Annotated in this window: 24 protein-coding genes and 1 other annotated feature; of the genes, 17 read left to right on the top strand and 7 right to left on the bottom strand. The window is 35.9% G+C overall.

The window, feature by feature from the left end; translation table 11 throughout:
• Window positions 1-154 precede the first annotated feature (154 nt).
• The gene (locus tag P2Q73_RS02955) at window positions 155-1,375 is read right to left on the bottom strand and encodes an MFS transporter (protein WP_056831019.1); all 1,221 of its coding nucleotides are present in this window, start codon (window positions 1,373-1,375) and stop codon (window positions 155-157) included.
• A gap of 178 nt (window positions 1,376-1,553) precedes the next feature.
• Window positions 1,554-1,817, bottom strand: a binding site (T-box leader).
• A gap of 237 nt (window positions 1,818-2,054) precedes the next feature.
• Here P2Q73_RS02955 and brnQ point away from each other — a divergent pair.
• Window positions 2,055-3,395 carry a branched-chain amino acid transport system II carrier protein gene (gene brnQ, locus P2Q73_RS02950; protein ID WP_056831017.1) on the top strand — a complete coding sequence of 447 codons (1,341 nt, stop codon included), beginning with the start codon at window positions 2,055-2,057 and terminating at the stop codon, window positions 3,393-3,395.
• A gap of 44 nt (window positions 3,396-3,439) precedes the next feature.
• On the opposite strand, the gene P2Q73_RS02945 is transcribed toward brnQ, so the two are convergent.
• Both P2Q73_RS02945 and P2Q73_RS02940 read right to left on the bottom strand, forming a co-directional pair.
• Window positions 3,440-4,084: a GntR family transcriptional regulator gene (locus P2Q73_RS02945; RefSeq protein ID WP_053591567.1), complete on the bottom strand. Its 645-nt coding sequence runs from the start codon at window positions 4,082-4,084 to the stop codon at window positions 3,440-3,442.
• 86 nt (window positions 4,085-4,170) lie between these two features.
• The gene (locus P2Q73_RS02940) at window positions 4,171-4,797 is read right to left on the bottom strand and encodes a YfbR-like 5'-deoxynucleotidase (protein ID WP_053591568.1); all 627 of its coding nucleotides are present in this window, start codon (window positions 4,795-4,797) and stop codon (window positions 4,171-4,173) included.
• Window positions 4,798-4,916: 119 nt separating this feature from the next.
• On the opposite strand from P2Q73_RS02940, the gene P2Q73_RS02935 reads away from it, so the two are divergent.
• The 5 genes from P2Q73_RS02935 to P2Q73_RS02915 all read left to right on the top strand — a co-directional run bounded on the left by P2Q73_RS02935 (window position 4,917) and on the right by P2Q73_RS02915 (window position 7,924).
• A complete protein-coding gene (locus P2Q73_RS02935) occupies window positions 4,917-5,378 on the top strand; it encodes a hypothetical protein (RefSeq protein WP_053591569.1) in 462 nt (153 codons plus the stop codon).
• The gene (locus tag P2Q73_RS02930) at window positions 5,368-5,826 is read left to right on the top strand and encodes a DinB family protein (RefSeq protein WP_275783705.1); all 459 of its coding nucleotides are present in this window, start codon (window positions 5,368-5,370) and stop codon (window positions 5,824-5,826) included. The genes P2Q73_RS02935 and P2Q73_RS02930 overlap by 11 nt, the downstream gene beginning before the upstream one ends.
• A 115-nt stretch (window positions 5,827-5,941) precedes the next feature.
• The gene (locus P2Q73_RS02925) at window positions 5,942-6,430 is read left to right on the top strand and encodes a TraR/DksA C4-type zinc finger protein (RefSeq protein WP_056831013.1); all 489 of its coding nucleotides are present in this window, start codon (window positions 5,942-5,944) and stop codon (window positions 6,428-6,430) included.
• Window positions 6,431-6,528: 98 nt separating this feature from the next.
• A complete protein-coding gene (locus tag P2Q73_RS02920) occupies window positions 6,529-6,918 on the top strand; it encodes a thiol-disulfide oxidoreductase DCC family protein (protein WP_275783701.1) in 390 nt (129 codons plus the stop codon).
• Between the two features lie 25 nt (window positions 6,919-6,943).
• A complete protein-coding gene (locus tag P2Q73_RS02915; protein WP_275783697.1) occupies window positions 6,944-7,924 on the top strand; it encodes an NAD(P)/FAD-dependent oxidoreductase in 981 nt (326 codons plus the stop codon).
• 100 nt (window positions 7,925-8,024) lie between these two features.
• On the opposite strand, the gene P2Q73_RS02910 is transcribed toward P2Q73_RS02915, so the two are convergent.
• The gene (locus tag P2Q73_RS02910; protein WP_275783693.1) at window positions 8,025-8,399 is read right to left on the bottom strand and encodes a nucleotide excision repair endonuclease; all 375 of its coding nucleotides are present in this window, start codon (window positions 8,397-8,399) and stop codon (window positions 8,025-8,027) included.
• A gap of 144 nt (window positions 8,400-8,543) precedes the next feature.
• Here P2Q73_RS02910 and P2Q73_RS02905 point away from each other — a divergent pair, with 144 nt between their 5' ends.
• From P2Q73_RS02905 to P2Q73_RS02875, 7 genes are all read left to right on the top strand, one after another.
• Complete coding sequence (locus P2Q73_RS02905; RefSeq protein WP_275783690.1) at window positions 8,544-9,044, top strand: DinB family protein; 501 nt, start codon at window positions 8,544-8,546, stop codon at window positions 9,042-9,044.
• A 154-nt stretch (window positions 9,045-9,198) separates the two neighbouring features.
• Window positions 9,199-10,149, top strand: coding sequence for a dipeptidase (locus P2Q73_RS02900; protein ID WP_275783688.1), 951 nt, complete (start codon window positions 9,199-9,201; stop codon window positions 10,147-10,149).
• Between the two features lie 136 nt (window positions 10,150-10,285).
• The gene (locus tag P2Q73_RS02895) at window positions 10,286-10,756 is read left to right on the top strand and encodes a hypothetical protein (protein WP_275783686.1); all 471 of its coding nucleotides are present in this window, start codon (window positions 10,286-10,288) and stop codon (window positions 10,754-10,756) included.
• A gap of 12 nt (window positions 10,757-10,768) precedes the next feature.
• On the top strand, window positions 10,769-11,146 hold the full coding sequence (locus P2Q73_RS02890) for a DUF3221 domain-containing protein (protein ID WP_056831003.1): 378 nt from the start codon (window positions 10,769-10,771) through the stop codon (window positions 11,144-11,146).
• Window positions 11,147-11,263: 117 nt separating this feature from the next.
• Window positions 11,264-12,445 (top strand): MFS transporter, encoded by a 1,182-nt coding sequence (locus P2Q73_RS02885; protein WP_056831001.1) that lies wholly within the window; start codon window positions 11,264-11,266, stop codon window positions 12,443-12,445.
• 198 nt (window positions 12,446-12,643) lie between these two features.
• A complete protein-coding gene (locus P2Q73_RS02880) occupies window positions 12,644-13,663 on the top strand; it encodes a beta-carotene 15,15'-monooxygenase (protein WP_275783681.1) in 1,020 nt (339 codons plus the stop codon).
• Window positions 13,664-13,749: 86 nt separating this feature from the next.
• Window positions 13,750-14,355: an alpha/beta hydrolase gene (locus tag P2Q73_RS02875; RefSeq protein ID WP_275783678.1), complete on the top strand. Its 606-nt coding sequence runs from the start codon at window positions 13,750-13,752 to the stop codon at window positions 14,353-14,355.
• A gap of 165 nt (window positions 14,356-14,520) precedes the next feature.
• Here P2Q73_RS02875 and P2Q73_RS02870 read toward each other — a convergent pair whose 3' ends face one another.
• Window positions 14,521-16,644 carry an MMPL family transporter gene (locus P2Q73_RS02870; protein WP_275783675.1) on the bottom strand — a complete coding sequence of 708 codons (2,124 nt, stop codon included), beginning with the start codon at window positions 16,642-16,644 and terminating at the stop codon, window positions 14,521-14,523.
• A 105-nt stretch (window positions 16,645-16,749) separates the two neighbouring features.
• Between P2Q73_RS02870 and P2Q73_RS02865 the strand changes: the two genes are divergently transcribed.
• A complete protein-coding gene (locus tag P2Q73_RS02865) occupies window positions 16,750-17,382 on the top strand; it encodes a pentapeptide repeat-containing protein (RefSeq protein WP_053591583.1) in 633 nt (210 codons plus the stop codon).
• Window positions 17,383-17,417: 35 nt separating this feature from the next.
• Here the strand turns inward: P2Q73_RS02865 and P2Q73_RS02860 are convergent, their stop codons facing one another.
• Entirely contained in the window at window positions 17,418-18,416 is a 999-nt protein-coding gene (locus P2Q73_RS02860) for an inorganic phosphate transporter (RefSeq protein WP_053591584.1), read from the bottom strand.
• Between the two features lie 12 nt (window positions 18,417-18,428).
• The gene (locus P2Q73_RS02855; RefSeq protein ID WP_053591585.1) at window positions 18,429-19,049 is read right to left on the bottom strand and encodes a DUF47 domain-containing protein; all 621 of its coding nucleotides are present in this window, start codon (window positions 19,047-19,049) and stop codon (window positions 18,429-18,431) included.
• Window positions 19,050-19,361: 312 nt separating this feature from the next.
• On the opposite strand from P2Q73_RS02855, the gene P2Q73_RS02850 reads away from it, so the two are divergent.
• The 3 genes from P2Q73_RS02850 to P2Q73_RS02840 all read left to right on the top strand — a co-directional run bounded on the left by P2Q73_RS02850 (window position 19,362) and on the right by P2Q73_RS02840 (window position 22,821).
• Entirely contained in the window at window positions 19,362-19,880 is a 519-nt protein-coding gene (locus P2Q73_RS02850) for an NfeD family membrane protein (protein ID WP_371256545.1), read from the top strand.
• A gap of 20 nt (window positions 19,881-19,900) precedes the next feature.
• A complete protein-coding gene (locus tag P2Q73_RS02845) occupies window positions 19,901-21,445 on the top strand; it encodes a flotillin family protein (RefSeq protein WP_481747132.1) in 1,545 nt (514 codons plus the stop codon).
• Between the two features lie 440 nt (window positions 21,446-21,885).
• Window positions 21,886-22,821: an HD domain-containing phosphohydrolase gene (locus P2Q73_RS02840; RefSeq protein WP_056830990.1), complete on the top strand. Its 936-nt coding sequence runs from the start codon at window positions 21,886-21,888 to the stop codon at window positions 22,819-22,821.
• Window positions 22,822-22,823: the final 2 nt, after the last annotated feature.

Below are 22,823 nucleotides of genomic sequence, written 5' to 3'. Positions count from 1 at the left end.
CCTAGGATGCTGAGGCAACGCCCGCGGAAAGGGAGCCGTTTCAACGATTTTCTTATTCGGACGACATTATTTAGTAAAGACAATTTCTATAGACTTTACAGTGTTCTCGATTTGGCTTGAGGTTTTTTACAAAAATAATGTATATACATATTCCTTATTCATTGTAATATTCCCTTTTAGAAGGAGCTGTACTTAAAAACAATAATAGAACGGTTAGGGCTAACATTAGTAATGAACCACAAATTACGACGAACTGGATGGAGACGAGTTCTGCTGTAATCCCAATAACTATTGTACTTAAAATAATGAAGAATGCTTCAATTAACCCGTATATACTGCCAACTCTGCCCATCATATTTACTGGGATATTATTTTGATAAAACGTATGAAATCCTGTATTAGCGAATGCTAGAGAAAAGGCAAGGATAAAAAAACCTATGCCTGCTACTAAAAAGGAGCTCGAAAAAGCATATACAATATAACCAATTGAAACAAATAAAGAACCAACGCCAATTAAAATAAACGTCCTCAGCATTTTTAGAAATATGGAGTTCACTATAGCCCCTGTAATAATACCTGCCCCTGCGATACTTACAAGAAACCCATACTCCGTGTTCGATAAGGAAAGTACTGATTTTGCAAATGCAGCTTCTTGAGAGTCCAAAGAAGTCGCCATTACCATCACACAACTAAACAAAAAGTAAATGATCATAATATAAGGAAAATGCCGACTGAAGTTTAAAACAATACTCCAATCTTTTTTTAATACCGCCCATGTAAAATGGTCATCTGCTTGTGCAATCGCCTGATACTTTTCCAAATTAGGCATAAATAAAGTAACGATACCTGATAATAGGAGGGCAGTCGCGTTAATAAAAATTGCTACTGTGGGTGTGCCTAGTAAAAATAGAATTCCAGCTATCGCCGGTCCTATCAAAAAAGCTCCAGAATCTATTAAGCTTCGCAGCGAATTAAATCGTTTTCTTTGTTCGATTGGTATTAACTTTGTAACATAGGTCATAGATGTTGGTTCAAATATAGAACTTGCCATATTGATTATAAAGACAAGGGAATATATTAGCCAAATGTCTGAAACAAACGGTAGAAATGCTATAAACATTGCTCGAAATAGATCAAGCACTATCATTAAATTTCTTTTATTGATTCGATCAATTACACTACCTGCCCAACTATTCGTAAACAAGGTAGCCAGAGGTTTAACAATATAAAGTCCGGCAACAGCAAGAGGGGAGTTCGTCATATCCAACACGATTAAATTAAGTGCAATTAAATAGACCCATGCACCAAGATTAGAAATGCCAATTCCCACTAATAATATAAATGGGTACTTCCATGATGAGTATAATTTATTCATTGTCCTGTTATACTCCTTTCTCAATTAAATGGCTTTTTAAACTTTGCTGTTAATAGTTAAAATCATACGGGGATTATACGAATCTATTTGCAATTAGCACGTCCGCATGAGCCACTATAGTAACAGAGCATTTATTAAAAAACTGCAAATAAAAAAATCCCACCCCCAAGACAAATGTCTTAGGGACGAGATTTAGAAAGTCGTGGTACCACCCTAGTTTATTAATATGTCACCATATTAATCTTAATCGGTACGGCAAATAAACTACGATTTGCGAATACCTGAGCCCGATAACGGGAGCTCCCGTCACACCATCTCCTATTAGCAGGGTCCTTTGTGATGCTCTGAGACTTGGTTCAATAAATAATTCTTACTCCTTTTCAGCACCCGGAGCTCTCTTCAAAAGAATTGATCGATCTACTCTTCTCTTCATCGCATATAAATTTTACCAATAGTAACATGATTCAGGTAATTATGTAAATAATATTATTATAATTACGACAATTTTCTATATATTTCGTCTGATATATTGCATTCTGCGTCAATACATAGTATTATCAGGTCTGATATATTTGCAAGCTGAAGAAATGATAAAAATCATTTATGCAAATTCATCTAAGAAAATACACAAGCTAAAACAAAAATGATTTTGTTTATCATTACAGGAGGCAGAATAATTATGGATAAAAAATTATCATTCTCCAATCATCTTGTTATTGGAGTAATGTTGTTTGCACTATTCTTTGGAGCAGGAAATCTAATTTTCCCAGCTAGTTTAGGTCAGAACGCAGGAACGAATGTATGGCCAGCGGTAATTGGATTTTTGGCAACGGGAATTGGATTACCTTTCCTAGGTACGCTTGCAATGGGATTCTCAGGAAGTAAAAATCTACAGGAGTTATCAAGTAGAGTAAATCCTATTTTCGCTGTTATTTTTACCTCTTTGTTATATTTAACTATAGGACCTTTCTTCGCTTTGCCAAGAACAGGAGCCGTTTCTTATGAAATTGGAATTCAACCGTTTATAGATGCTGACTATGCACAAATTGGATTACTCGTATTTACAATACTTTTCTTTGGAATTACATTATTATTTTCTCTTAATCCTTCGAAAATTGTAGATAATGTAGGGAAATATTTATCACCGGGAATAATTATTGGGTTATTTATCTTATTACTCTTTGTTGTTTTGAAGCCTATGGGTGGGTTTGAAGCTCCTCAAGGAAGTTATGTGGATAATGCATTTATGACCGGCTTTACAGAGGGATACAATACAATGGATGCTTTAGCTTCACTTGTATTTGGTATTATCGTGATCAATGCAGTTCGTTCCATGGGAGTTAATTCGACAAAAGGAATTATATCTGCAACAGCTAAGTCTGGTGGAATTGCTGTATTCTTTTTAGGCGTTATATATGCAGGGATTGCTTATTTAGGTGCAACAAGTACAAGTCTTTTTGGATTGTTTGATAATGGTGGTCCCGTTTTAAGTAGCGCTTCTGAGCATTACTTCGGTTCATTTGGAGCAGTGCTTTTATCTGTTATTATTTTCTTAGCATGTTTGACAACTAGTATTGGTTTAACAACTGCATGTGGGGAGTATTTTCATACGTTGATGCCGAAAATTAGTTATAAGGCATTTGTCATATTCTTTAGTGTGTTTACATGTATTATTGCTAACTTTGGATTATCAAACATCATTACATATTCAATTCCTGTATTGATGCTGCTATATCCATTAGCAATTGTAATGATCTTGTTGACATTCCTTTCACCGTTATTTAATCACGCAAGAATTGTTTATGTAAGTGTTGTACTCGTAACTTTTTTAATTAGTGTTATTGACGGTTTTAAAGCATTATGTGATTCACTAGGCATTGATTATTTTGGATGGATGAAACCAATCGTATCATTATATGAGAATTATTTGCCGTTCTATAGTGTAGGTCTGGGCTGGTTAATTCCTTTCATAGTTGTAACTCTTATAACTGGCATAATTGCAAAAATGCAAAAAGCATAAAAATAACAAGCCCATTTACTTAATGTAAATGGGCTTGTTTTCTATTAAAATTCTTCTATAGTATAAATCCAATTTGCGCGCATAACTTCTGTTACTTTTTTTGTGTCCTTTTCTCTAAGAAAACGAATTATTTCAGCGTGTTGTTCTACGGAATACTCTCTAAGATTAATTTTTTCATAATAGAACAATCTTCGCACATGTGCTTGAAGCATTTCTATCATAGAAAGTATGTATGGATTATTGGCACTATCCACAATAATCTGGTGGAACTCTTCGTCTACTTTCAATGCAGTGGTAAATTCCTTTGTCCGAAGCGCATCCGCGAATTGCTTGTTCTTTTCTTCTAGTAATTCAAGTATGCTCTCATCCATATTAGGAATAGAGAGTTCGGCTGCAAGCGCTTGCAATACTGCTAATGGTGGTAAAAGATTATTAATGTCGTCTGTTTCTACTGCAGTTACTTGCGTAGCTCTTCCTGGTTGCATGGTGACAAAGCCTTGTGATTCTAAGAGCTGAAGTGATTCACGAATGGGAGTTCGACTAACTCCCAGTGCCTGTGCAAGCTCGATATCATTTAATTTTTCTTCTGGTTGTAATGTACCATCGATAATCCATTGCTGTAATTGATTAAAAGCATGAAGTTTTGCGGTAGTTCTTACAGGTTTTGTATGATTAACTGGTATCGGCATGTGACAACCCTCCTTCAAAAATCTTAATAGTTAACAAAATTATACACTATATTATACAGTATATCGCATTTATTGTTAAAAAAGTTTTATTCCATCAAAATTTTTAAGGTAAGAGCTCTCACATCAATTACAGATTCTTCCTCCATAATGTCTTGTAACATAACTTCTTTAAAGTAATTAACACTTTTTTCTAAAGGCATATGAACTATTTTTCTTAAAGCATTATCGTACATTTTTAAAAACTCAATATCCGTATTTCCGCGTTGTAATTCTGCAAAAGCTTCATACACTTGATCGAGTTTATCAGCAAGTTCAAGTAGTCTGCCTTCAATGGTTTCGTCTTTTCCTTCTTTCATTCGGTCGAAAAAAACAGGTTGGAATTCCTCTGGGATTTCATCTAAAATAAATTTCTCCATCATTTTTTCTTCTACATGAGAAAGCATCTGTTTAAGTTCTGGTGAAGCATGCTTTACTGGAGTTTTAATATCTCCGATAAAAATTTCAGCAAAGTCATGATTAATCGTTTTTTCATAAAGTGACTTCCAGTTAATAGTCGCTCCATTGTTCTCTTCGATTGTTGCAAAAAACATCGCGTATTGAGAAACCTTCCATGAATGTGCAGCAACATTATGATCCTCGAACTTAAAACGTCCTGGGGCACGTATAATTCTTTCTAAATCGTTCATGCTCATAAAAAACTTATGAATACCCATTCACAATCACTCCTTTTTATTATCATACTTGAAAATTCGAAAATATTGTAATGAAAGCATAATTGTAAGATAACCAAAAAATAAGGTACTATGAATGTAAAATGAAAGAAGGATTAACAATGACTGAAATTCAACCAGTGCTAAAGAAGCTACAATGGAAAGAAACAGGAAAAGCAGTGCTCATTTTAAATGCCCCATCTTCTTATAATGAGGTTTTAACTGCTTTTGAAGGAAGAGTAGATAAAAAAGTAGAAGAAGAAAATTATGGGTTTATTCAAGTGTTTGGAACTTCCAACGAAGAGATAGTTAACCTTTCTAAATCAGTTGTTGATTTTCTTGAAGAAGATGGTCTTTTATGGTTATGTTATCCTAAAAAATCTTCCAAAGTATATAAAGGCTCAGATTGTAGCAGAGATACTGTTGCACGAGTGCTTGCCGAAGAAGGTTTTGAACCCGTTCGAAATATTGCAATTGATGAAGATTGGTCAGCACTTAGGTTTCGTAAGGTAGAAAATATTAAAAAGATGGTGCGTAAATTCGCTCATACAGAAGTAGGAAAAGAGCGCACAAATGAGCAATGATGCTATAAAACAATTACAATTTATTTCAGAAACAATCTTAGAACTTTTTGAACTAGTGGATGAAGAAACACGGAATAAACGTCCAGTCGTAAATAAAATGAGTGTATGGGAAGTTTGCATGCATCTCTCCCAAATACCAGGAGCAGATTTGCAAATTCAAAAAGGCTATTCGGCACAGCAAATGACGGAGTATTATCAAACAAATATGTCTAAGAATATAGCAGAAGTAAAAAATCGATTTATAACTGGTATTCAAGAACTTCTAATCTATTTTGAGAACATAACCGAAGATGAATTAAAGGAAAGATTCACCACATATTGGGGAAGTGATTATAGTAAGGGTGAATGGTTTATTCAAATTATTAATCATTTGGTGCATCATCGAATGCAATTGTATCAATATTTGCTATTACTAAATCAAGAAGTACATATTGTTTTATTTCGTTGAAAAGTGGGAATCCTACTATTAAATAAACGCGAGCGCGAATATCTGCCGATAGACGAGGCTTTGGGTTTTGGACAGATAATTGATTTTTTATCTGTTAATAAAAGGAGGAGTTCTTATGACGACGAAGTACGATAAATTAAAAGATACATTACTTGAGCGTTTAAACGAATTGGAACATAGTAGAGATAATAATGAAGAGTTTAATACAACGGAGTTATCTTTTTATGATAACCACCCTGCCGATAGTGCAACTGATTTAACGCTTCAACATACTCGTTTGGCAATGCAAAAGCATGAAGAGGATGAAATGCAAGATATAAAAGAAGCACTAGCTGCGATGGAAGAAGGAACATATGGTACTTGCACAGAATGCTCGAAAGAGATTCCGATGGAAAGATTAGAGGCTGTACCAACTGCTTTAACTTGCGTAGAACATGCAAGACAAGAGGTAAATGAGGATATTCGTCCAGTAGAAGAAGATATTCTGAATTCAACTACAGATCAACCGGTGGAGGATGAAGATCCACGAGTGCGAGATTATTCTAACAGCTTTGAAATATTAGAAGAAGTCGGATCATCGGATACTCCTCAAGATAAACAGTAAAACGAAGGATGTCCTGTAAGTTAGGACGTCCTTTTATTATGCATATAATTCAACAAAAGTAACCCACTATAGTACACTGAAAGAAAGGAGGTTATCATGTGACTGCTATTGTTTTATTTGATGGGGAGTGTAACTTTTGTGATGCAAGTGTTCAATTTATCATCGCAAGAGATCCCAAAGTGTTTTTTCAGTTTGCTGCCTTGCAGAGTGATATAGGAAGGGAACTTAAAATAAAGCATCTTATTCCTGAAAAGCTGAATAGTGTTTTAGTAATTGAAGATAATACAGTATATGATTCCTCCGACGCTGCAATTTTTATATGTAAACATTTAAAAGGGCTATGGAAGGTTTTTTATGTTTTTAAGATCATTCCCAAGACATTTCGGGATATTCTGTATAAATTTGTTGCGAATAATCGGTATAAATGGTTTGGCAAAAAAGAAAGCTGTACAATTCCGTCTCCTGAAATGAGAAATCGATTTTTATGAGATAAAAATAGAGGTGCTTAGTAGTATGAACAGTGAAATGTATGACGTTACTATTATTGGTGGAGGTCCGACCGGATTATTTGCTTCATTCTATGGAGGACTACGTGGCCTTAAGGTGAAAATAATCGATAGTTTACCGCAGCTTGGTGGACAGTTAATGGAGCTTTATCCTGACAAGTATATATACGATATTGGAGGGCTTCCAAAAATTCTAGCTAGAGACTTAATAGCAAACTTGGAGGAACAGGCTGCTTATAGCAATCCAACAATTTGCCTAGAGGAAACGGCAACATCTCTTGAGAGATTCAACGATCATTTTAAATTAACGACGGATAAAGAGGTGCATTTTACCAGAACTATTTTACTTACTTCTGGCATCGGTTCGTTTCAACCTCGTAAATTAAATGTTCCAGGAGCTGCAGAATATGAAGGGAAAAATCTTCACTACAAAGTAAAGAACTTACAGGATTTTAAAGATTCTACTGTACTTGTATTAGGTGGCGGAGATTCTGCGTTGGATTGGTCCTTAATGCTTGAAGATGTAGCTGCGAGCGTAACTATTTGCCATCGCAGAGAGTTTACAGCTCATGAAATGACTGTTCAACAACTGAAGAATTCAAAGGTGCATGTAAAGACACCTTTTGGAATTAAAGAATTAGTTGGAGATGGTAATTCCATTCAAGAGGTTGTAATCGTTGCAAAAGATAAATCTGAACAACGAATCCCGGTTGATCATGTCCTTGTCAATTATGGAAATGTAGCATCACTAGGGCCTTTGAAGAATTGGGGTCTCACGATGCAAAAAAATTCGGTAGTTGTGAATGAAAAAATGGAAACGAACATGGAAGGGATATATGCTGCAGGGGATGTTTGCACGCATGATGGGAAAGTAAAGCTGATTGCAGTAGGATTTGGAGAAGTACCCATTGCGATTAGTCATATTAAAGCCTTTATTGACCCCAAATCACGTGTTCAACCACCACATAGTACAAGTGTTTTTGAATAAGTAGTAAGCAAAAGAGTAAAGATTCAAGCAACCAATCCGTTGCTAAAGCAATTAAAGAAAATAAAAAACACCAAGAGCAATTGTTCTCTTGGTGTTTATATTACTTGTAAAAGACTTTGTCGATATTGTATTTTGCTTTCAGTGTGTTGATAGCATATGTTTCGTATATTTCACGATCCATTGCTTCATCCACTACACATACGCTAATTTTGTAGACCTCATCACGATGTTTGATCATCGGAGAAACATTATCTTCAAAATGTTTTTTAATACGTTGTCTAATTTTACGCGCTTTTCCTACGAATAATAGCTCATCATTTTTGTTATAGAACATGAAAATGCCGCCCTTATCTCGAGGGATTTGGTGAAAGTCGATAAATCCATAAATGGATGGAATTTCTAGCTCTCCTTCTTTGCGCACTTGTTCACGTTGCGTAATAGTTACAGTTGGTTTTGGTAGTTCGATTTTAATCATTCACTCACGTCCTCTTATTGTCTGGCCTTTAGTCTACCATATTCTCTTAGTAATATCTATTCGGAACAAAAATGAATAATAGCAGGATTAAGCTTTAGATGTATAGAAATAATAACTATAATTAAATATTGGAGGAGTATAGACATGATTAGAAAATTAGAAGACTTTTTAGCAAATTGGAAACATGAGAGTGATTCTACCCTCAAAATACTTGAAACATTAACAGATGACTCTTTAAAACAAAAAGTTTACGATGAAGGCCGAACACTAGGGCAACTTGCTTGGCATCTTGTTGTAACAATCGATGAGATGATTGGAAAAACGGGATTACAATTTACAGCTACACCGCATGACGCACCTAAACCTGAAACTGCTAAGGAAATAGCCAAGGCATACAAAGATTCAAGTGACGCTATGGTTCGTGCTATAAAAGAACAATGGACAGATGAAACGTTGTTAGAAGAAAAAGATATGTATGGTGAGGTATGGACGATTGCAAATATCCTACAAGTACTAACTTTTCATCAAACACACCATAGAGGTCAAATGACTGTACTTATGCGTCAAGCAGGGCTAGTTATTCCTGGAATGTATGGTCCCTCTAAAGAAGAATGGTTGGCTTTTGCTGAAGAAGCACCGGAGTGAGAGTCTAAGTTTCACTTGTAGCGTAATTAGTTACCTATATTAGTTGGCTTGTTGACTCCGAAATCGGCAGTACTACATCGAACGGAGTTAGTTATTATAAAAGAAAACCGGTAACTCTGTGAAAGGAGTACCGGTTTTCTTTAGGGGGAAAATAATGAAAGTATACGACTTGCATTGTGACGTATTGTATAAATTGGCAAAAGCAGAAACTCCAATATCCTTTGCGAACTCTTCCTTACTTCAAGCAAATAAAGAAGCACTTGAAGCAGGACAGGTAGCACTTCAATTATTTGCTGTGTTTGTGTCAGAAGGCTTTCCTAAAGAAAAGCAATTTATGGAGGCAATTCGCCAAATAGAGTTTTTCTATACGGAAATTGTAGGAAAACACGATAATGTCGTAGCGATTAATAAGTGGGAGCAGCTAGAAACCCTAAAAGAGGGCCAAATCGGTGCTGTCCTTTCATTGGAAGGGCTCGATATGATTGATGGAAATCTTTTGAAATTAAAGTTATTATTATCACACGGAGTTAAATTGGTAGGCCTTACTTGGAATGGAGCAAATGAAGTTGCAGATGGAGCATCGGGAAATTCGGGAACAGGCTTAACCTCTTTTGGAGAAACAGTAGTGGATTTATTAAATGAAGAAAATATTATAATTGATGTTTCTCATTTGAGTGAAAAATCATTTTGGGATGTGTTGCCGAAAGCAAAATGGTTGATGGCGAGCCATTCAAATGCAAGAGCTATATGTGATACGCCAAGAAATTTAACAGATGATCAATTAAAAGCTTTGATTGCAAGAGAATCTCCCATTCATGTTGTGTATTATCCACAATTTATTAACACTTACAACAAACCTGTAGAAATGGAACACTTGGTTGAGCATATTGATCATATTACTGGACTTGGAGGTAAACATCTGGTTGGATTGGGTTCAGATTTTGATGGAATTGGAGAATTTGTTGTAGGGCTGGAAGATGCTTCGAAAACACAAAACTTAGTAAAATATTTATTAAAAAGCTATTCAGCGAATGAAGTAGAAGGATTTACTTCTCAAAATTTTGCGAGATTTTTGAGACGAATGTGTAAGGAGGAACAAATGTGAGTGGCTTACCAGATTGGTTTTTTGCTCTTGTCATTGCGGTTGTCATATGTTTTATTCTTTTAGCGGAATGGTGGACGCGTAGAGGATAAGGGATATGCTATACTAGGGTTGAAATTAGAAGAGAAAGAGGTTTCATATGCTAACATTTGAAGAAAAAGAAGTAATCATTCAGGAATTTCCGGAGTTAACTCGTAAGGAAGTATCCATGAAACGAGTGAATTACCATTACGAAGATAGTTTATATGATAAAACAACTGTTGTTTATCACCTTCACCCAAATGGTAATGGATTTGTTTATGTAGGAGATCTTCCTCAATATACAGCTAAAGAAAAAGGACTTGTGAATATTCGTGAAGTTTCAGCAGATGAATTAAGACAAATGATCAAAGACTCTATTTCTTACTTAGCTACAGAGGAAGAAGAATTTCTCGAGGAAGAAGTAGAAGAAGAGTGGAAAAATAAAGAAAACTCTAAACTAACGTTGTTGCAAGAAGATACGCTATGGAATATCTATCATGGATACAACTTAGAGGATAGCTTTGGTTCGTATGAAGAAGCGACAACTTATCTATTAGAAGAAGGCTTTCGCAGAGTAGGGAAGAAGTAAGGAGGCGTTCCGATGAAAGGTAAATCTACGGTTATACTCCTAGTGGCTGTTCTCCTTTTTGCTATTGGAGCCGCCTTTTATTTTATAACGCAGTTTTTTGAAGATAATCCTACACAGCCTCAGCCAACTGGCTATATTACTGGAGTTATTATAGACATGAACGAGGATGGAGATATATTAGTCGTAAGTGACTTGTCCGTAGAACAGGCTATAACCCTTTCTGTTCAAGACGCGATTGAACAAGGTAAAGATGCAACCTGGTTTTCTTTAACGATGGATCAACGGAATAAACTAGAGAAATACGATGAAGTAAAGGTCGGGCATGATGCTTTAGCAGAGTCTTATCCAATGCAAGGTGTAGCCAAGACAATTGAGAAGTTAAATGAATAAAGATACAGTAATATAAAGCTACTTGCCCCTCGGTTAGTTTGGGCAAGTAGTTTTCTTGGTTACTATTAAAAGCATGTTGTTCTCTTACAACAATAATTATATGAAAGTTGGAAATAAATGACGAAGGATCAACGTAAGAAACTGTCTGTATTAATGATTAATATGTTTATAGCGGTTGCAAGTTTTGGTATTATTATTCCGATTCTACCTGCTTATTTAAAGTCCATTGGTCAAGGAGGAACGGCAGCAGGATTAATGATCGCCATATTTGCTGGAGCACAACTTGTAATGTCTCCAATCGCAGGAAAATGGGCAGACAAATATGGTAGGAGGATAATGATAATCGCTGGTTTAAGTGGTTTAGCATTATCTATGTTTGTTTTTTATCTTTCCGATTCCGTAAGTATCTTGTATGTGTCTCGTATTATCGGTGGTGTAGGAGCTGCGCTATTAATTCCGGCGATCTTCGCTTATGTAGCTGATATTACGACAATGGAACAACGTGCAAAAGGGAATAGTTTAATCTCAGCGTCGATGTCGCTTGGTATAGTAATCGGTCCTGGAATCGGAGGATTTTTAGCAGATTTCGGTTTAAAAATTCCACTTCTTATTTCTGCCATCGTTGGTGTTTTGGCAGTAATCTTTTCCATGTTCGTATTGAAAGAAAGTAAAGCGTTAGAAAATGTTGGCCCTCAAAATAAGCCGGAGCCTATGGTAAAAGAGATCGTACAGTCCTTTAAAAAGCCTTACTTTATCCCCCTTGTCATTACACTCGTGATGAGCTTTGGATTAATGGCGTATGAGTCGGTCCTTGGTCTATTTGTAGATAATGAATTTGGTGCCTCTCCTCAAGATATAGCTTGGATGGTGACCGCAACGGGAATTGTCAGTGTTATTGTTCAACTGTTCGCTGTAGATATAGTTGTACGTCGCTTTGGCGAAGCTAATGTATTAAAAATCTTTTTAGGTATCACAGCATTTGGATTTTTCCTTTCCATAGTAGCCTCGAGTTACACGTTTTTCTTTGTAATTACGATGATTATTTTCCTGTCTACTTCTATATTACGTCCGGTCCTTACAACATTGATATCCAAGCTAGCTGGTCAAGAACAGGGATTTGCGATGGGGATGAATAATGCATATATGAGTATAGGAAATGTATTAGGACCACTTCTTGCCGGATTATTGTATGATGTGCATATTATATATCCGTTTGTATTAGGGTTAGTTGTCCTAGTTATTACGATGATTGGATCGATCATGTGGAAGGGTACAAATAAGTTAATATTAGAAGATTAGCTATGAAAATTTAATCATAATTGCTACGCCTAGCCATAACTATCAATGGTTAGGCTTTTTATTTTGAACACTAACTAAGAACTTTGTGTCTGTCATAAATTTGTGCTTCTTTTTTGATTGAATTGATGAATTATACTAGTATTTTAAAAAAACAGAAAGTTATAATTAAAGAAAGAACGAAGAAAAGGAGAGATATTTATGGTGTACCGTAAAAACCGTAAGGCTCATTTAGCAATGGCCTTTCTTTTTTTAGTATTAACCTCCAATTTTCTTTTGTATCAAACGGGAGTTCAAGAATTTTTATCGTTACAGGTGACTAGTGGCGTAGCAATTGGCTCTTTAATTGATTTAGCAATCATTGCACCGCTTCTTTTTTATGCTGCTTTTAAAATTACGATTAAACAAACTATTGGTTTAATGGTTGCTGGTTTAGTAATTGCTCGGATTTTTATTCCTTTTGAATTATTTGCACCTTTTGCTGGAATACTGTATACAGGAATTGCTGTAGAAGCTTTACTCGTTCTAGCTGAACTAGGTCTTTTATTTCTAGTTATTTGGAAAGTGCCACAGATTCGAAAGCAAATGAAGAAAATGAATGAAGACCCAATTTACAGCATGTTGCCTGCCATCGAAAAAGTAGTAACGAAGAATGTATTTATCCAAATTTTCATGTCCGAAGTCTTAATGATGTATTATGCATTTTTCACTTGGAAAAAGAAAGCGCCAAGCCATGCTGGCGTTGTGACAATGCATGAAAAGACGAGTGCTGTAGCTATTAATATAATGCTTATACATGCAATTCTTATTGAAACAATCGGACTGCACTGGTGGTTGCATGAAAAATCACTCGTTCTGTCAATTGTTCTCCTACTATTGAATATTTACTCAGTTATTTTTGTTCTCGCTGACATTCAAGTAACTAGACTACATCCAATGGAAATAAAGAGCGGGAAATTATATATTACTCAAGGATTTGCATCTCGAATAATTGTTCCACTTTCTAACATTAAAGAAGTGGAATGGGGAGGATCACCACCAAGCAAGAATACCTTGAAATTTATGTATAAAGATTTTGAAGAAGTAGACCCACAAGCGATTGTCTACCTTCACGAAGCTGTTCAAGCTACGATGTTTTTGGGAATGAAAAAGAGTGTAACAGAGTTTGCTATACGAGTGGATGAACCGGAAAAGTTGAAGCATCTGTTGCAAGACATTTAACTGTGAAAACATCCTTTTGTTTGACCTATATAATGAATCAAGTTATAATTATCTCAAATTCAAGATAAATAAAAGGAGTTTTATACATGAAGCATGTTTTTTATAAAGGTGAAGATTCTACTAGACCAACATTATTGCTTTTACACGGTACAGGTGGGAATGAGCATGACTTAGTAGGCTTGGGGAAAGAAGTAGACGGTGAAGCAAATATATTAAGTGTTCGCGGTAAAGTATTAGAAAACGGGATGCCACGTTTCTTTAAACGTCTGGCTGAAGGTGTTTTTGATCTGGAGGACTTGAAGCTCCGTACAGAAGAATTGAAAAACTTTATCGATGAGGCAGCAGAAAATTATGAGTTTGATCGTAATAATGTAGTCGCTATTGGTTATTCCAACGGGGCAAACATAGCGGGAAATCTTTTATTTGAATATGAGAATGTCTTAAAAGGAGCCATTCTACATCATCCAATGGTTCCAAGACGTGGTGTAGAATTACCTCCACTTACAGGTGCCCCAATTTTTATTGGAGCAGGAAAAAATGATTTCATGTGTCCTGCTACTGAATCCGAGGAATTACGTGATTTGTTACAAAATGCAGGAGCAGAAGTAGAACTATATTGGCATTCCTATGGTCATCAATTAACGCAAGATGAAGTGCAAGCAGCAAAAAACTGGTACCAAACTAAATTCTAACAATCGGATGGTTGAGTCGAATAATCGAGTGGCTTCGTAATTTAATCGAATGGCTATCCCAAATAATCGAGTGGTTCCACAAGATATTTGGACGAAAAACGGAGTTAAATAATCGAATCCATGTAAAAAAGGCAAGCAGAAAATCTCATCTGCTTGCCTTTTTTGTTAATGCCACTTACTTGCTTTATATGGACCCTTACTAAAAGGCATCCACCAATTCCATTTTCCAAACAACTTCATTAAGCTTGGTACTAATAGCAAACGAATAATGGAAGCATCTATGGCAACTGCAATGGCAATTCCTACTCCAATTTGTTTAACTGGCATCACATCGGTAAATGCAAATGCACCAGTGATGACAATCATAATAAGTGCAGCAGATGTAATAATTTTACTTGTAGAGGTAAGCCCATCAATCGTAGCTGCAGTGTTATCGAGATTCTTTGCATACTCCTCTTGAATACGAGAAATTAAGAACACTTCATAGTCCATGCTCAATCCAAACACTAAACTAAATACAATGACTGGTATTATTAGTGCAATCGTTGTTTCCTCTATGCCGAAGTGACCATATTGGAAAATGTATACTAAGATCCCGAAAGTAGAAGAGAGTCCGATTACATTCATTATGATTGCTTTCAACGGTATTAATATAGAACGGAATGCAATCATTAGAATAACAAAGGTTGATCCTAGGATTATTGCCAGTAATAACCCTACTTTATCGAATATTTCATCAAATATTTCTTGATTGAATTTTGGGTGTCCACCAAGCATAATGTCCACGCCTACATCTTTTTCAGACCATTCACGAGCCCAATCCTGTGCCTCTGTCGACGATCCGTTTAAGTTAAGAGTGACCGGCAAAAGTAATTTATCATCTTGTATAAACGATTCCGTCAAAGGGGTTAGCTGAGCTTTTATTTCAGGAACTTGCATACTCTGTTCCCATTGCTCTACAGTAGGGATTTCACTAGCTGTAAAAATGGTATTAACAGAATCTACATCTTTATCCGCTAACAACTGGTCTTCTAAGTTTTTTATTTCCTCTAAACCTTTTGTATTGTCCCAACCATCTTTTCGTTCGGCAATTATATAGATAGTTGATTGATCACCTAATCCAAACTCATCATCCATCAATTCATATGCTTGACGAGAATCGTACGAAATAGGGAGAGAATCAACCTGTGGAATAGCGAGTTCCATATCTTTTACAGGAATAATACCAATTCCTAAAACAATAAGTGCTACAACAATTAACGTAACTGGTCTCTTCATAACAAATGCAGCAAAATTACGCCATCTCGTAGATGCACCTGGTTTTACTCGTAGAATTGTCCACTTATTTATATGTCCTTTTAGTAAAAGTAAAATGGATGGCAATAAAGTGATAGATGCAAGAACAGCCATGAACACCACAAGCATCCCGCCAAGTGCAATGTTTTGGAAAATATCCACTTTCATCACAAGCATGGCCCCTAATCCAATAAATACGCAGACAGCAGAGAAAATAATTGAACGACCAGCAGTTTGAATAGCAGTGGAAACTGCATTTTGTACAGATTGCTTCAGCAATTCCTCCTTGTATCGATTAATAAGTAATAGAGCGAAGTCGATACTTAACGCTAGCCCAAGCATTGGTATGATATTCATAACAAATATGGACAAGTCCATCGTACTACTGAATAATGTCATTAATCCGAAGGTAGAAACAACCGTAATTACTCCAACAAGAAGAGGTATTACCGCAGCTACTACACCACCAAATGCTAATAAAAGAACAATGATAGCAATTGGTAAACCAATTGTTTCTGCATTTACTAAGTCTTTTTGACTAGCGCTATTAATATCTTCATTAATCGCAGCGCCGCCAGTTAATGTAACGCCCTTTTCACCATCAATTGTTTCACGTAACTTATCTACTACCCCATTAGTATCACTATTAAAATGAAGCATAGCATAAGCCACATGGTCCTTATAAAGAGCAGGATCATCCAAAGGGGATTGAATTGATTCGGCAATATCTAAATCCTCAATATTAGCTAACGTTTTTTCGATTGTTGCATCCGAGGTGTTATCAAACACGACAAATAATGTTTCAGCAGGTAAGTCGAATGTCTCCGTTAGTTCTTCCATAACTTTCTGATGTTCACCATCTGTGTTAAAGCCATCGCCTTCCAATAAACCGGGTAAACGAATAGCCAAAAACCCCAACCCAATAAACAGAATTAACCAAGCAATAAGAATTGCTTTGTAATAACGCATGACTATATTAGATAAAAAACGCATAAATTTCCCCCTAACAAAATATCTAACCCCATTGTACTGTAAAGAAGAGAAAACATACTAATATAATGTTAATATTATAGGAACAATGAAAGGGAGGTTTAGTGAATGAAAATTACTCCACCGAAACTATCTAGCTCGTTAGAAGAACTGGACATCCAAAGTGCACTTCAGGAAGATAATTATGTCTCAAGCGGTATCGTTACAGAATTAAATTTCGAAGAGGAACAAGAGGATAAAATTATATTCGATCAAATCCATTTTCAAAACATTTCGATGGAAGGAGTTCGGTTTCATCAAGTAGAATTTATCGATTGTTTATTTGATAAATGTGATTTGTCCAATGTAGACTTTGGGGACGCGGTGTTTCATCGTGTAGAAATTCGAGGCTCCAAGTTAATTGGTGCAAATATCTCACAGAGCAGACTAACAGAAGTAAAAATAGAGGACTCTGTTGCAAATTATGTAAGTTTGAGTTTTTCTAAACTAAAGAAAGTAGCCTTTAAACAAGTCACGTTAAATAGAGCAGATTTCATAGAGGTTGCTTTTGATAAAGTAAAGATTGAGAAATGCGAACTAAACGACGCTAACTTCACGGAAACTTCCATGAAGGACATTGATTTAAGTTCCAATACATATGAGCAATTAACTGTTTCCATTGAGAAGCTTAGAGATTGTACAGTGTCTACTGAACAAGCAATTGGTTTTGCAAAGTCACTAGGATTAAAAATAATAGAATAAAGAAAACCCCTTGTCCTAAGACGAGGGGTTTTCTATTAAAAGAATAAGTTTAGTACTTGGTAGATAAGTCCTGCAACTATCGCAGAGATTGGAAGTGTAATAATCCATGTTAAAACGATTTTTTTAGCTACTCCCCATTTTACACCTTTCACACGTTGTGCAGCTCCAACTCCCATAATAGCAGAAGAAATTACATGTGTTGTAGATACTGGTAAATGAATGGTTGTAGCACCAAATATAATCATAGCAGATGATAAGTCAGCTGCGGCACCGTTGATCGGACGTATCTTCATAATTTTACCGCCAACTGTTTTAATGATTTTATAACCACCAATGGATGTACCTAGACCCATTGCTAATGCAGCAGAAATACGTACCCACATCTGAATATCATCCGTAGTTTGTAATTCTGCAGCAATTAATGCCATCGTAATAATCCCCATTGCTTTTTGCGCATCATTAGTTCCGTGTGTAAAAGATTGAAGTGCAGCTGTACCAATTTGGAATATACGGAATCCTTTGTTTGTCCCATAGAGGCTTCCTTTTTTAAAGATGACTTTAAACAAAGACATCATAAGGAATCCGACTGCAAGTGCAAGGAAGGGGGAAAGGATTAGTGCTTGAATTATTTTAATGAACCCTGCCCAATTTAAAATGGCAAAGCCGGCAGCAGAAACTGCAGCTCCTGCGATAGATCCAATCAGCGCATGTGAAGAACTGGATGGAATTCCAAAATACCATGTAACCAAGTTCCAAATAATAGCTGAAAGAAGTGCAGCTAATATAATGAGGGAGCCGTTTTGCAGTGCAAAAGGATCCACAATATCTTTTGTAATTGTTTTGGCAACACCTGTAAAAGTGAGGGCACCAACAAAGTTCATAATTGCAGCCATCATAACAGCTACTCTTGGTTTTAAAGCTCTTGTTGAAACGGATGTTGCAATTGCATTAGCAGTATCATGAAATCCATTGATAAAGTCAAAGGCTAAAGCAAAAAATACTACTAGAATCGTAAGAATGAAAATAGTTTCCATTTTAAAGCACTCCTACGCATTTCGCATGATAATTGCTTCAATCGTAGTTGCTACGTTTTGACAATAATCCGCGACTTCTTCTAATTTTTCATATATATCTTTAAATTGTATAATTCGAACTGGATCTTTTTCTTTTAGGAATAATTGTTTAATCGACGAACGAAGTACATCGTCACACTTACGTTCATAATCTTTTATAAGAATAGCATGTTCATGCATTTGAAGTAACTTCTTATTTGCAAGAAGCTCCATAGCTTTTACAATTTCATCCGTACTTTTAACGATATAACCTAAAAACGTACGCATAGAATCATCGATTTCAATGAGCGAGAACATTTCTAGATTAGCAGTGAAATCGTCAATTCCGTCTAAAATATCATCCATTCTAACAGCTAATGACAAAATATCTTCGCGTTCAATAGGAGTCATGAAGGATTTGTTAAGCATCACGATTAAATCGTGTATTAGTTTGTCCCCTGCAGTCTCATAATTTTTTACATGCACACTGATTTCTTTTAAATCAGCAACAGTGTTGATACGGAAGTCGTCAGCGTAATGAGCTGCTTCTTGGACGTTCTGAGCTACCTTAAGTAAAGATGTAAAAAATGGATCTTGTTTTTTTGAACTAATCATAAAAGCCTCCTGGACTTTAGAATTTTTTTTGTCGATTAATCTCAAATATCATAACAAAAAAATTACAAAATCTACACACTTTTTACTTAAAAACTGTGAAATTTACAATGCTGTAACATTGTTCCCTAAAATAAGGGTGATAAAACATATTGAAAACGTTTACATATTTGAATTTACAGTAAATATTGATATTTTCAGAGGAAAAAATTTGTCGATTTAAGCAAAAAGATAGAAAAAACTATTTTTGAAAAAAAGTAAAAATATGAAACTTTCAGAAAGTGTTTCCGTATATATAAGTAGTTGGAAAAAGGGGTGATAAAAATCGAGCAAATCTTTTTATACGGTTTAATCATTGTTGGTCTTGTAACGATTTTATATGTTTTGTTTGCGGATGCGATTGACGGTCTAGATGCCGGGATTTTTAATCCTACTGTTATTTTATCTTTTGTTTTATTTGTATGTGCTTCAGGCTTTATATTATTTAAAATTACAGACTGGAGTAATACGATTATTATCGTAGCTGCACTAATCATTTCTAGTATTTTGTCCTTTTTAATGTATTACTTTATTTTAGTTCCGTTGGCTTCATCAGAAGTATCAACAGCTTATACGGATGAATCACTTCAAGGACAGGTTGGAAAAGTAATTGTTCCTATTCCAAAGGACGGTTTTGGCGAAATTGTTATTGAGACAGTTAATGGATTGATATCCAAAAGGGCAACTGAGTATGACAATGAAGAGATTGACTACGGTAAACAAGTATTAATCATTGATGTAGATGCGGGTACTTTTTTAGTGAAAGAATATGAGCCATTAAAATATAAGGGGTAGGGGGAAATGAAATGTTGGATATGGGACTTTTAATAGTAATTGGGGCTGTTGTATTTGTGATAGTTGTTATCCTAGCAGTTTACATTACAAAATACCGAACAGTTGGACCGGATGAAGCGCTAATCGTAACGGGGAGTTATTTAGGGTCGAAAAATGTACATACAGACGACTCTGGCAATCGCATTAAAATTATTCGTGGTGGAGGTACTTTTGTATTTCCAGTATTTCAACAAGGCCAACCACTAAGCTTATTGTCAAGTAAATTAGAGGTTACAACACCTGAAGTGTACACGGAACAAGGAGTTCCAGTTATGGCAGATGGAACAGCTATTATTAAAATAGGTGGTTCGATTTCGGAAATTGCAACAGCGGCGGAGCAATTTTTAGGGAAATCAAAAGAAGATCGTGAAAACGAAGCGAAGGAAGTATTGGAAGGTCACTTACGTTCTATATTAGGATCGATGACAGTTGAAGAAATTTATAAGAATCGTGACAAGTTTTCGCAGGAAGTACAACGTGTTGCTTCGCAAGATTTGGCTAAGATGGGTCTTATAATTGTTTCATTTACAATTAAGGATGTTCGAGATAAGAACGGATACCTAGACTCTCTAGGTAAACCAAGAATTGCACAGGTGAAAAGAGATGCAGATATTGCTACTGCAGAGGCTGAAAAAGAAACACGTATTAAACGTGCGGAAGCTTCAAAAGATGCACAACGTGCTGAGTTAGAGCGAGCTACAGAAATTGCGGAAGCGGAAAAAGAGAACCAACTGAAAGTAGCAGAGTACCGCCGTGAACAAGATATTGCTAAAGCACGTGCGGACCAAGCGTATGAGTTGGAAACTGCAAGATCGAAGCAAGAAGTAACAGAGCAAGAAATGCAAATTCAAATCATAGAACGTCAAAAGCAAATTGAATTGGAAGAGAAAGAGATACTTCGTCGTGAGAAACAATATGATTCGGAAGTGAAGAAAAAAGCGGATGCCGATCGTTATGCTATTGAACAAAATGCAGCCGCAGCTAAGTCTCGAGAGATAGCGGAAGCAGATGCGGAAAAATACAGAATTGAAGCAAAAGCAAAGGCTGAGGCAGAAAAAGTTCGATTAGATGGTGTTGCTAAAGCAGATTCTCAAAGAGCACAAGGAGAATCTGAAGCAGATATTATTCGTCTAAAAGGTCTTGCCGAAGCGGAAGCAAAACGTAAAATTGCAGAAGCGTTTGAAATGTATGGGCAAGCTGCAGTTCTAGACATGATTGTACGGATGTTGCCTCAGTATGCAAAGGAAATTGCAAGCCCGCTTTCAAATATTGACAAGATTACAGTGGTCGATACAGGCAGTGGTGAAGGTGGAGGTGCAAACAAAGTTACTTCTTATGCAACCAATTTAATGTCCACTCTTCAGGAAACATTGAAGGCTTCCTCCGGAATTGATGTAAAAGAAATGCTTGAAAATTACGCAGGAAAAGGAAATATTCGTCCGAGCATTGAGCAGCTTACTCATGCTGTAACTGCTAAAAGTGAATCACAGTCGGTAGAAGATTTAGAAGAAGCACTAGTCAAATAAAAAGATGCAGACCGTTCGCTTTAATAGTGAGACGGTCTTTTTTTGTAAAGAAAAGCTCTGTGAAGACGGCCAAGGAGAGACTAATCCGGCGGAGGCTCACGCGAGCTTGCGGTAACCGCACACTAAAAGCTGTATGATACTTCCTATATATTAGGGATGCCTCACCAGACACAATCTGCCTAAAACTCTCCGTAACGATTTCGAGTTATGTCATTAAAGGGAACGAGTAGCTTTTTTCTATATACGCTTCTTTCATAAATGTTAGTGTAAAAGCTTTTGCTAATTGTTATAATAAATATAAATATTTCGTCAAATTCCAACAAAATAAGACTCTCTTAAAAATAGGCAGAATAATCAGATTTATATTTTGTGCATGAGTAGTTAAAGATATAATGGAAGAAAAAATAGTTTAAAATGCTGTCAGAACGCATGGAGGCCAAATGATACTTACTAAAGAGCAGATCCTGGATATCAAAACTAAATATTCTTTATCTAAAGTCGTGACAGATAAGACTATCACTACGTATATCGGAAGCGCTAATAACATTTCTTATTCTTTATATACTTTGCTACCGAACAGCACTTCTTGGATTAATTTTTATTCAAAAGAATATAACAATTATGTAGAGCGCTATACCATTGTTGATGGAGAATTAGAAGTTAAACGTAAAGGTGAAAAGGTTATTTTACAAGCAGGAGACGTCATCAATGCTAGTATGGAACCGTCCGTTGTAACCTGTTATGCACAGAAAGAAGTAGAGATATTATTGGAGATGACAACTCCTTTTTTTGAGAGAGATTTTACAGAACGAGAAATTTTGCACCGCGATGCGAGAAGGATACAAGAAGTAGATGGATATACATATCATCATTGTGCAAGAATAAGAGATTATTCCATTGAACTATGGAAGCGTATAAAACCTGGTGAAAGTATTAAGGTCATAAGTACAGGATCGTATTTTCATGACATAGGAAAGCTAGCAGTTCCAATTGAAATATTAAATAAGTCTGGGAAGCTTACAGATGATGAATGGAAAATCATTAAAATGCATACAACGTTAGGTGCAGAAATGATGAGAAATCATGAAATTGAACGATTACGTCAAGCCGCTTTTATTGTAGAGGAGCATCATGAAAGGTATGATGGAAAGGGATATCCCTTTGGGTTAATCGGCGAAGAAATTTCCTTAGAAGCTTCCATTGTTGCGGTAGTTGACGCTTTTGATGCAATGACGACAAATCGTGTATACAGAGGTGCTATGACATTCGAAGAAGCGATAAAAGAAATTAAAAATGGTAGAGGCACCCAATTTAACCCATTAGTAGTAGATGAATTTCTAAAAATGTTAAAAGAAAAGAATTATGAATGGAATTAAAA

The sequence above is a fragment of the Bacillus sp. Cr_A10 genome, assembly GCF_029222665.1.
Taxonomy (GTDB): Bacteria; Bacillota; Bacilli; order Bacillales_A; family Planococcaceae; genus Psychrobacillus.
The sequence above is the reverse complement of the archived record's forward strand: the minus strand, read 5'-3'. Positions and strand labels throughout refer to the sequence as shown.

Bases quoted from the DNA above. Each gene is read 5' to 3' on its own strand.
- P2Q73_RS02955 (WP_056831019.1), bottom strand. From the start codon at position 1,375: ATGAATAAATTATACTCATCATGGAAGTACCCATTTATATTATTAGTG.
- brnQ (WP_056831017.1), top strand. From the start codon at position 2,055: ATGGATAAAAAATTATCATTCTCCAATCATCTTGTTATTGGAGTAATG.
- P2Q73_RS02945 (WP_053591567.1), bottom strand. From the start codon at position 4,084: ATGCCGATACCAGTTAATCATACAAAACCTGTAAGAACTACCGCAAAA.
- P2Q73_RS02940 (WP_053591568.1), bottom strand. From the start codon at position 4,797: ATGGGTATTCATAAGTTTTTTATGAGCATGAACGATTTAGAAAGAATT.
- P2Q73_RS02935 (WP_053591569.1), top strand. From the start codon at position 4,917: ATGACTGAAATTCAACCAGTGCTAAAGAAGCTACAATGGAAAGAAACA.
- P2Q73_RS02930 (WP_275783705.1), top strand. From the start codon at position 5,368: ATGAGCAATGATGCTATAAAACAATTACAATTTATTTCAGAAACAATC.
- P2Q73_RS02925 (WP_056831013.1), top strand. From the start codon at position 5,942: ATGACGACGAAGTACGATAAATTAAAAGATACATTACTTGAGCGTTTA.
- P2Q73_RS02915 (WP_275783697.1), top strand. From the start codon at position 6,944: ATGAACAGTGAAATGTATGACGTTACTATTATTGGTGGAGGTCCGACC.
- P2Q73_RS02910 (WP_275783693.1), bottom strand. From the start codon at position 8,399: ATGATTAAAATCGAACTACCAAAACCAACTGTAACTATTACGCAACGT.
- P2Q73_RS02905 (WP_275783690.1), top strand. From the start codon at position 8,544: ATGATTAGAAAATTAGAAGACTTTTTAGCAAATTGGAAACATGAGAGT.
- P2Q73_RS02900 (WP_275783688.1), top strand. From the start codon at position 9,199: ATGAAAGTATACGACTTGCATTGTGACGTATTGTATAAATTGGCAAAA.
- P2Q73_RS02895 (WP_275783686.1), top strand. From the start codon at position 10,286: ATGCTAACATTTGAAGAAAAAGAAGTAATCATTCAGGAATTTCCGGAG.
- P2Q73_RS02890 (WP_056831003.1), top strand. From the start codon at position 10,769: ATGAAAGGTAAATCTACGGTTATACTCCTAGTGGCTGTTCTCCTTTTT.
- P2Q73_RS02885 (WP_056831001.1), top strand. From the start codon at position 11,264: ATGACGAAGGATCAACGTAAGAAACTGTCTGTATTAATGATTAATATG.
- P2Q73_RS02880 (WP_275783681.1), top strand. From the start codon at position 12,644: ATGGTGTACCGTAAAAACCGTAAGGCTCATTTAGCAATGGCCTTTCTT.
- P2Q73_RS02875 (WP_275783678.1), top strand. From the start codon at position 13,750: ATGAAGCATGTTTTTTATAAAGGTGAAGATTCTACTAGACCAACATTA.
- P2Q73_RS02870 (WP_275783675.1), bottom strand. From the start codon at position 16,644: ATGCGTTTTTTATCTAATATAGTCATGCGTTATTACAAAGCAATTCTT.
- P2Q73_RS02865 (WP_053591583.1), top strand. From the start codon at position 16,750: ATGAAAATTACTCCACCGAAACTATCTAGCTCGTTAGAAGAACTGGAC.
- P2Q73_RS02860 (WP_053591584.1), bottom strand. From the start codon at position 18,416: ATGGAAACTATTTTCATTCTTACGATTCTAGTAGTATTTTTTGCTTTA.
- P2Q73_RS02855 (WP_053591585.1), bottom strand. From the start codon at position 19,049: ATGATTAGTTCAAAAAAACAAGATCCATTTTTTACATCTTTACTTAAG.
- P2Q73_RS02845 (WP_481747132.1), top strand. From the start codon at position 19,901: ATGGGACTTTTAATAGTAATTGGGGCTGTTGTATTTGTGATAGTTGTT.
- P2Q73_RS02840 (WP_056830990.1), top strand. From the start codon at position 21,886: ATGATACTTACTAAAGAGCAGATCCTGGATATCAAAACTAAATATTCT.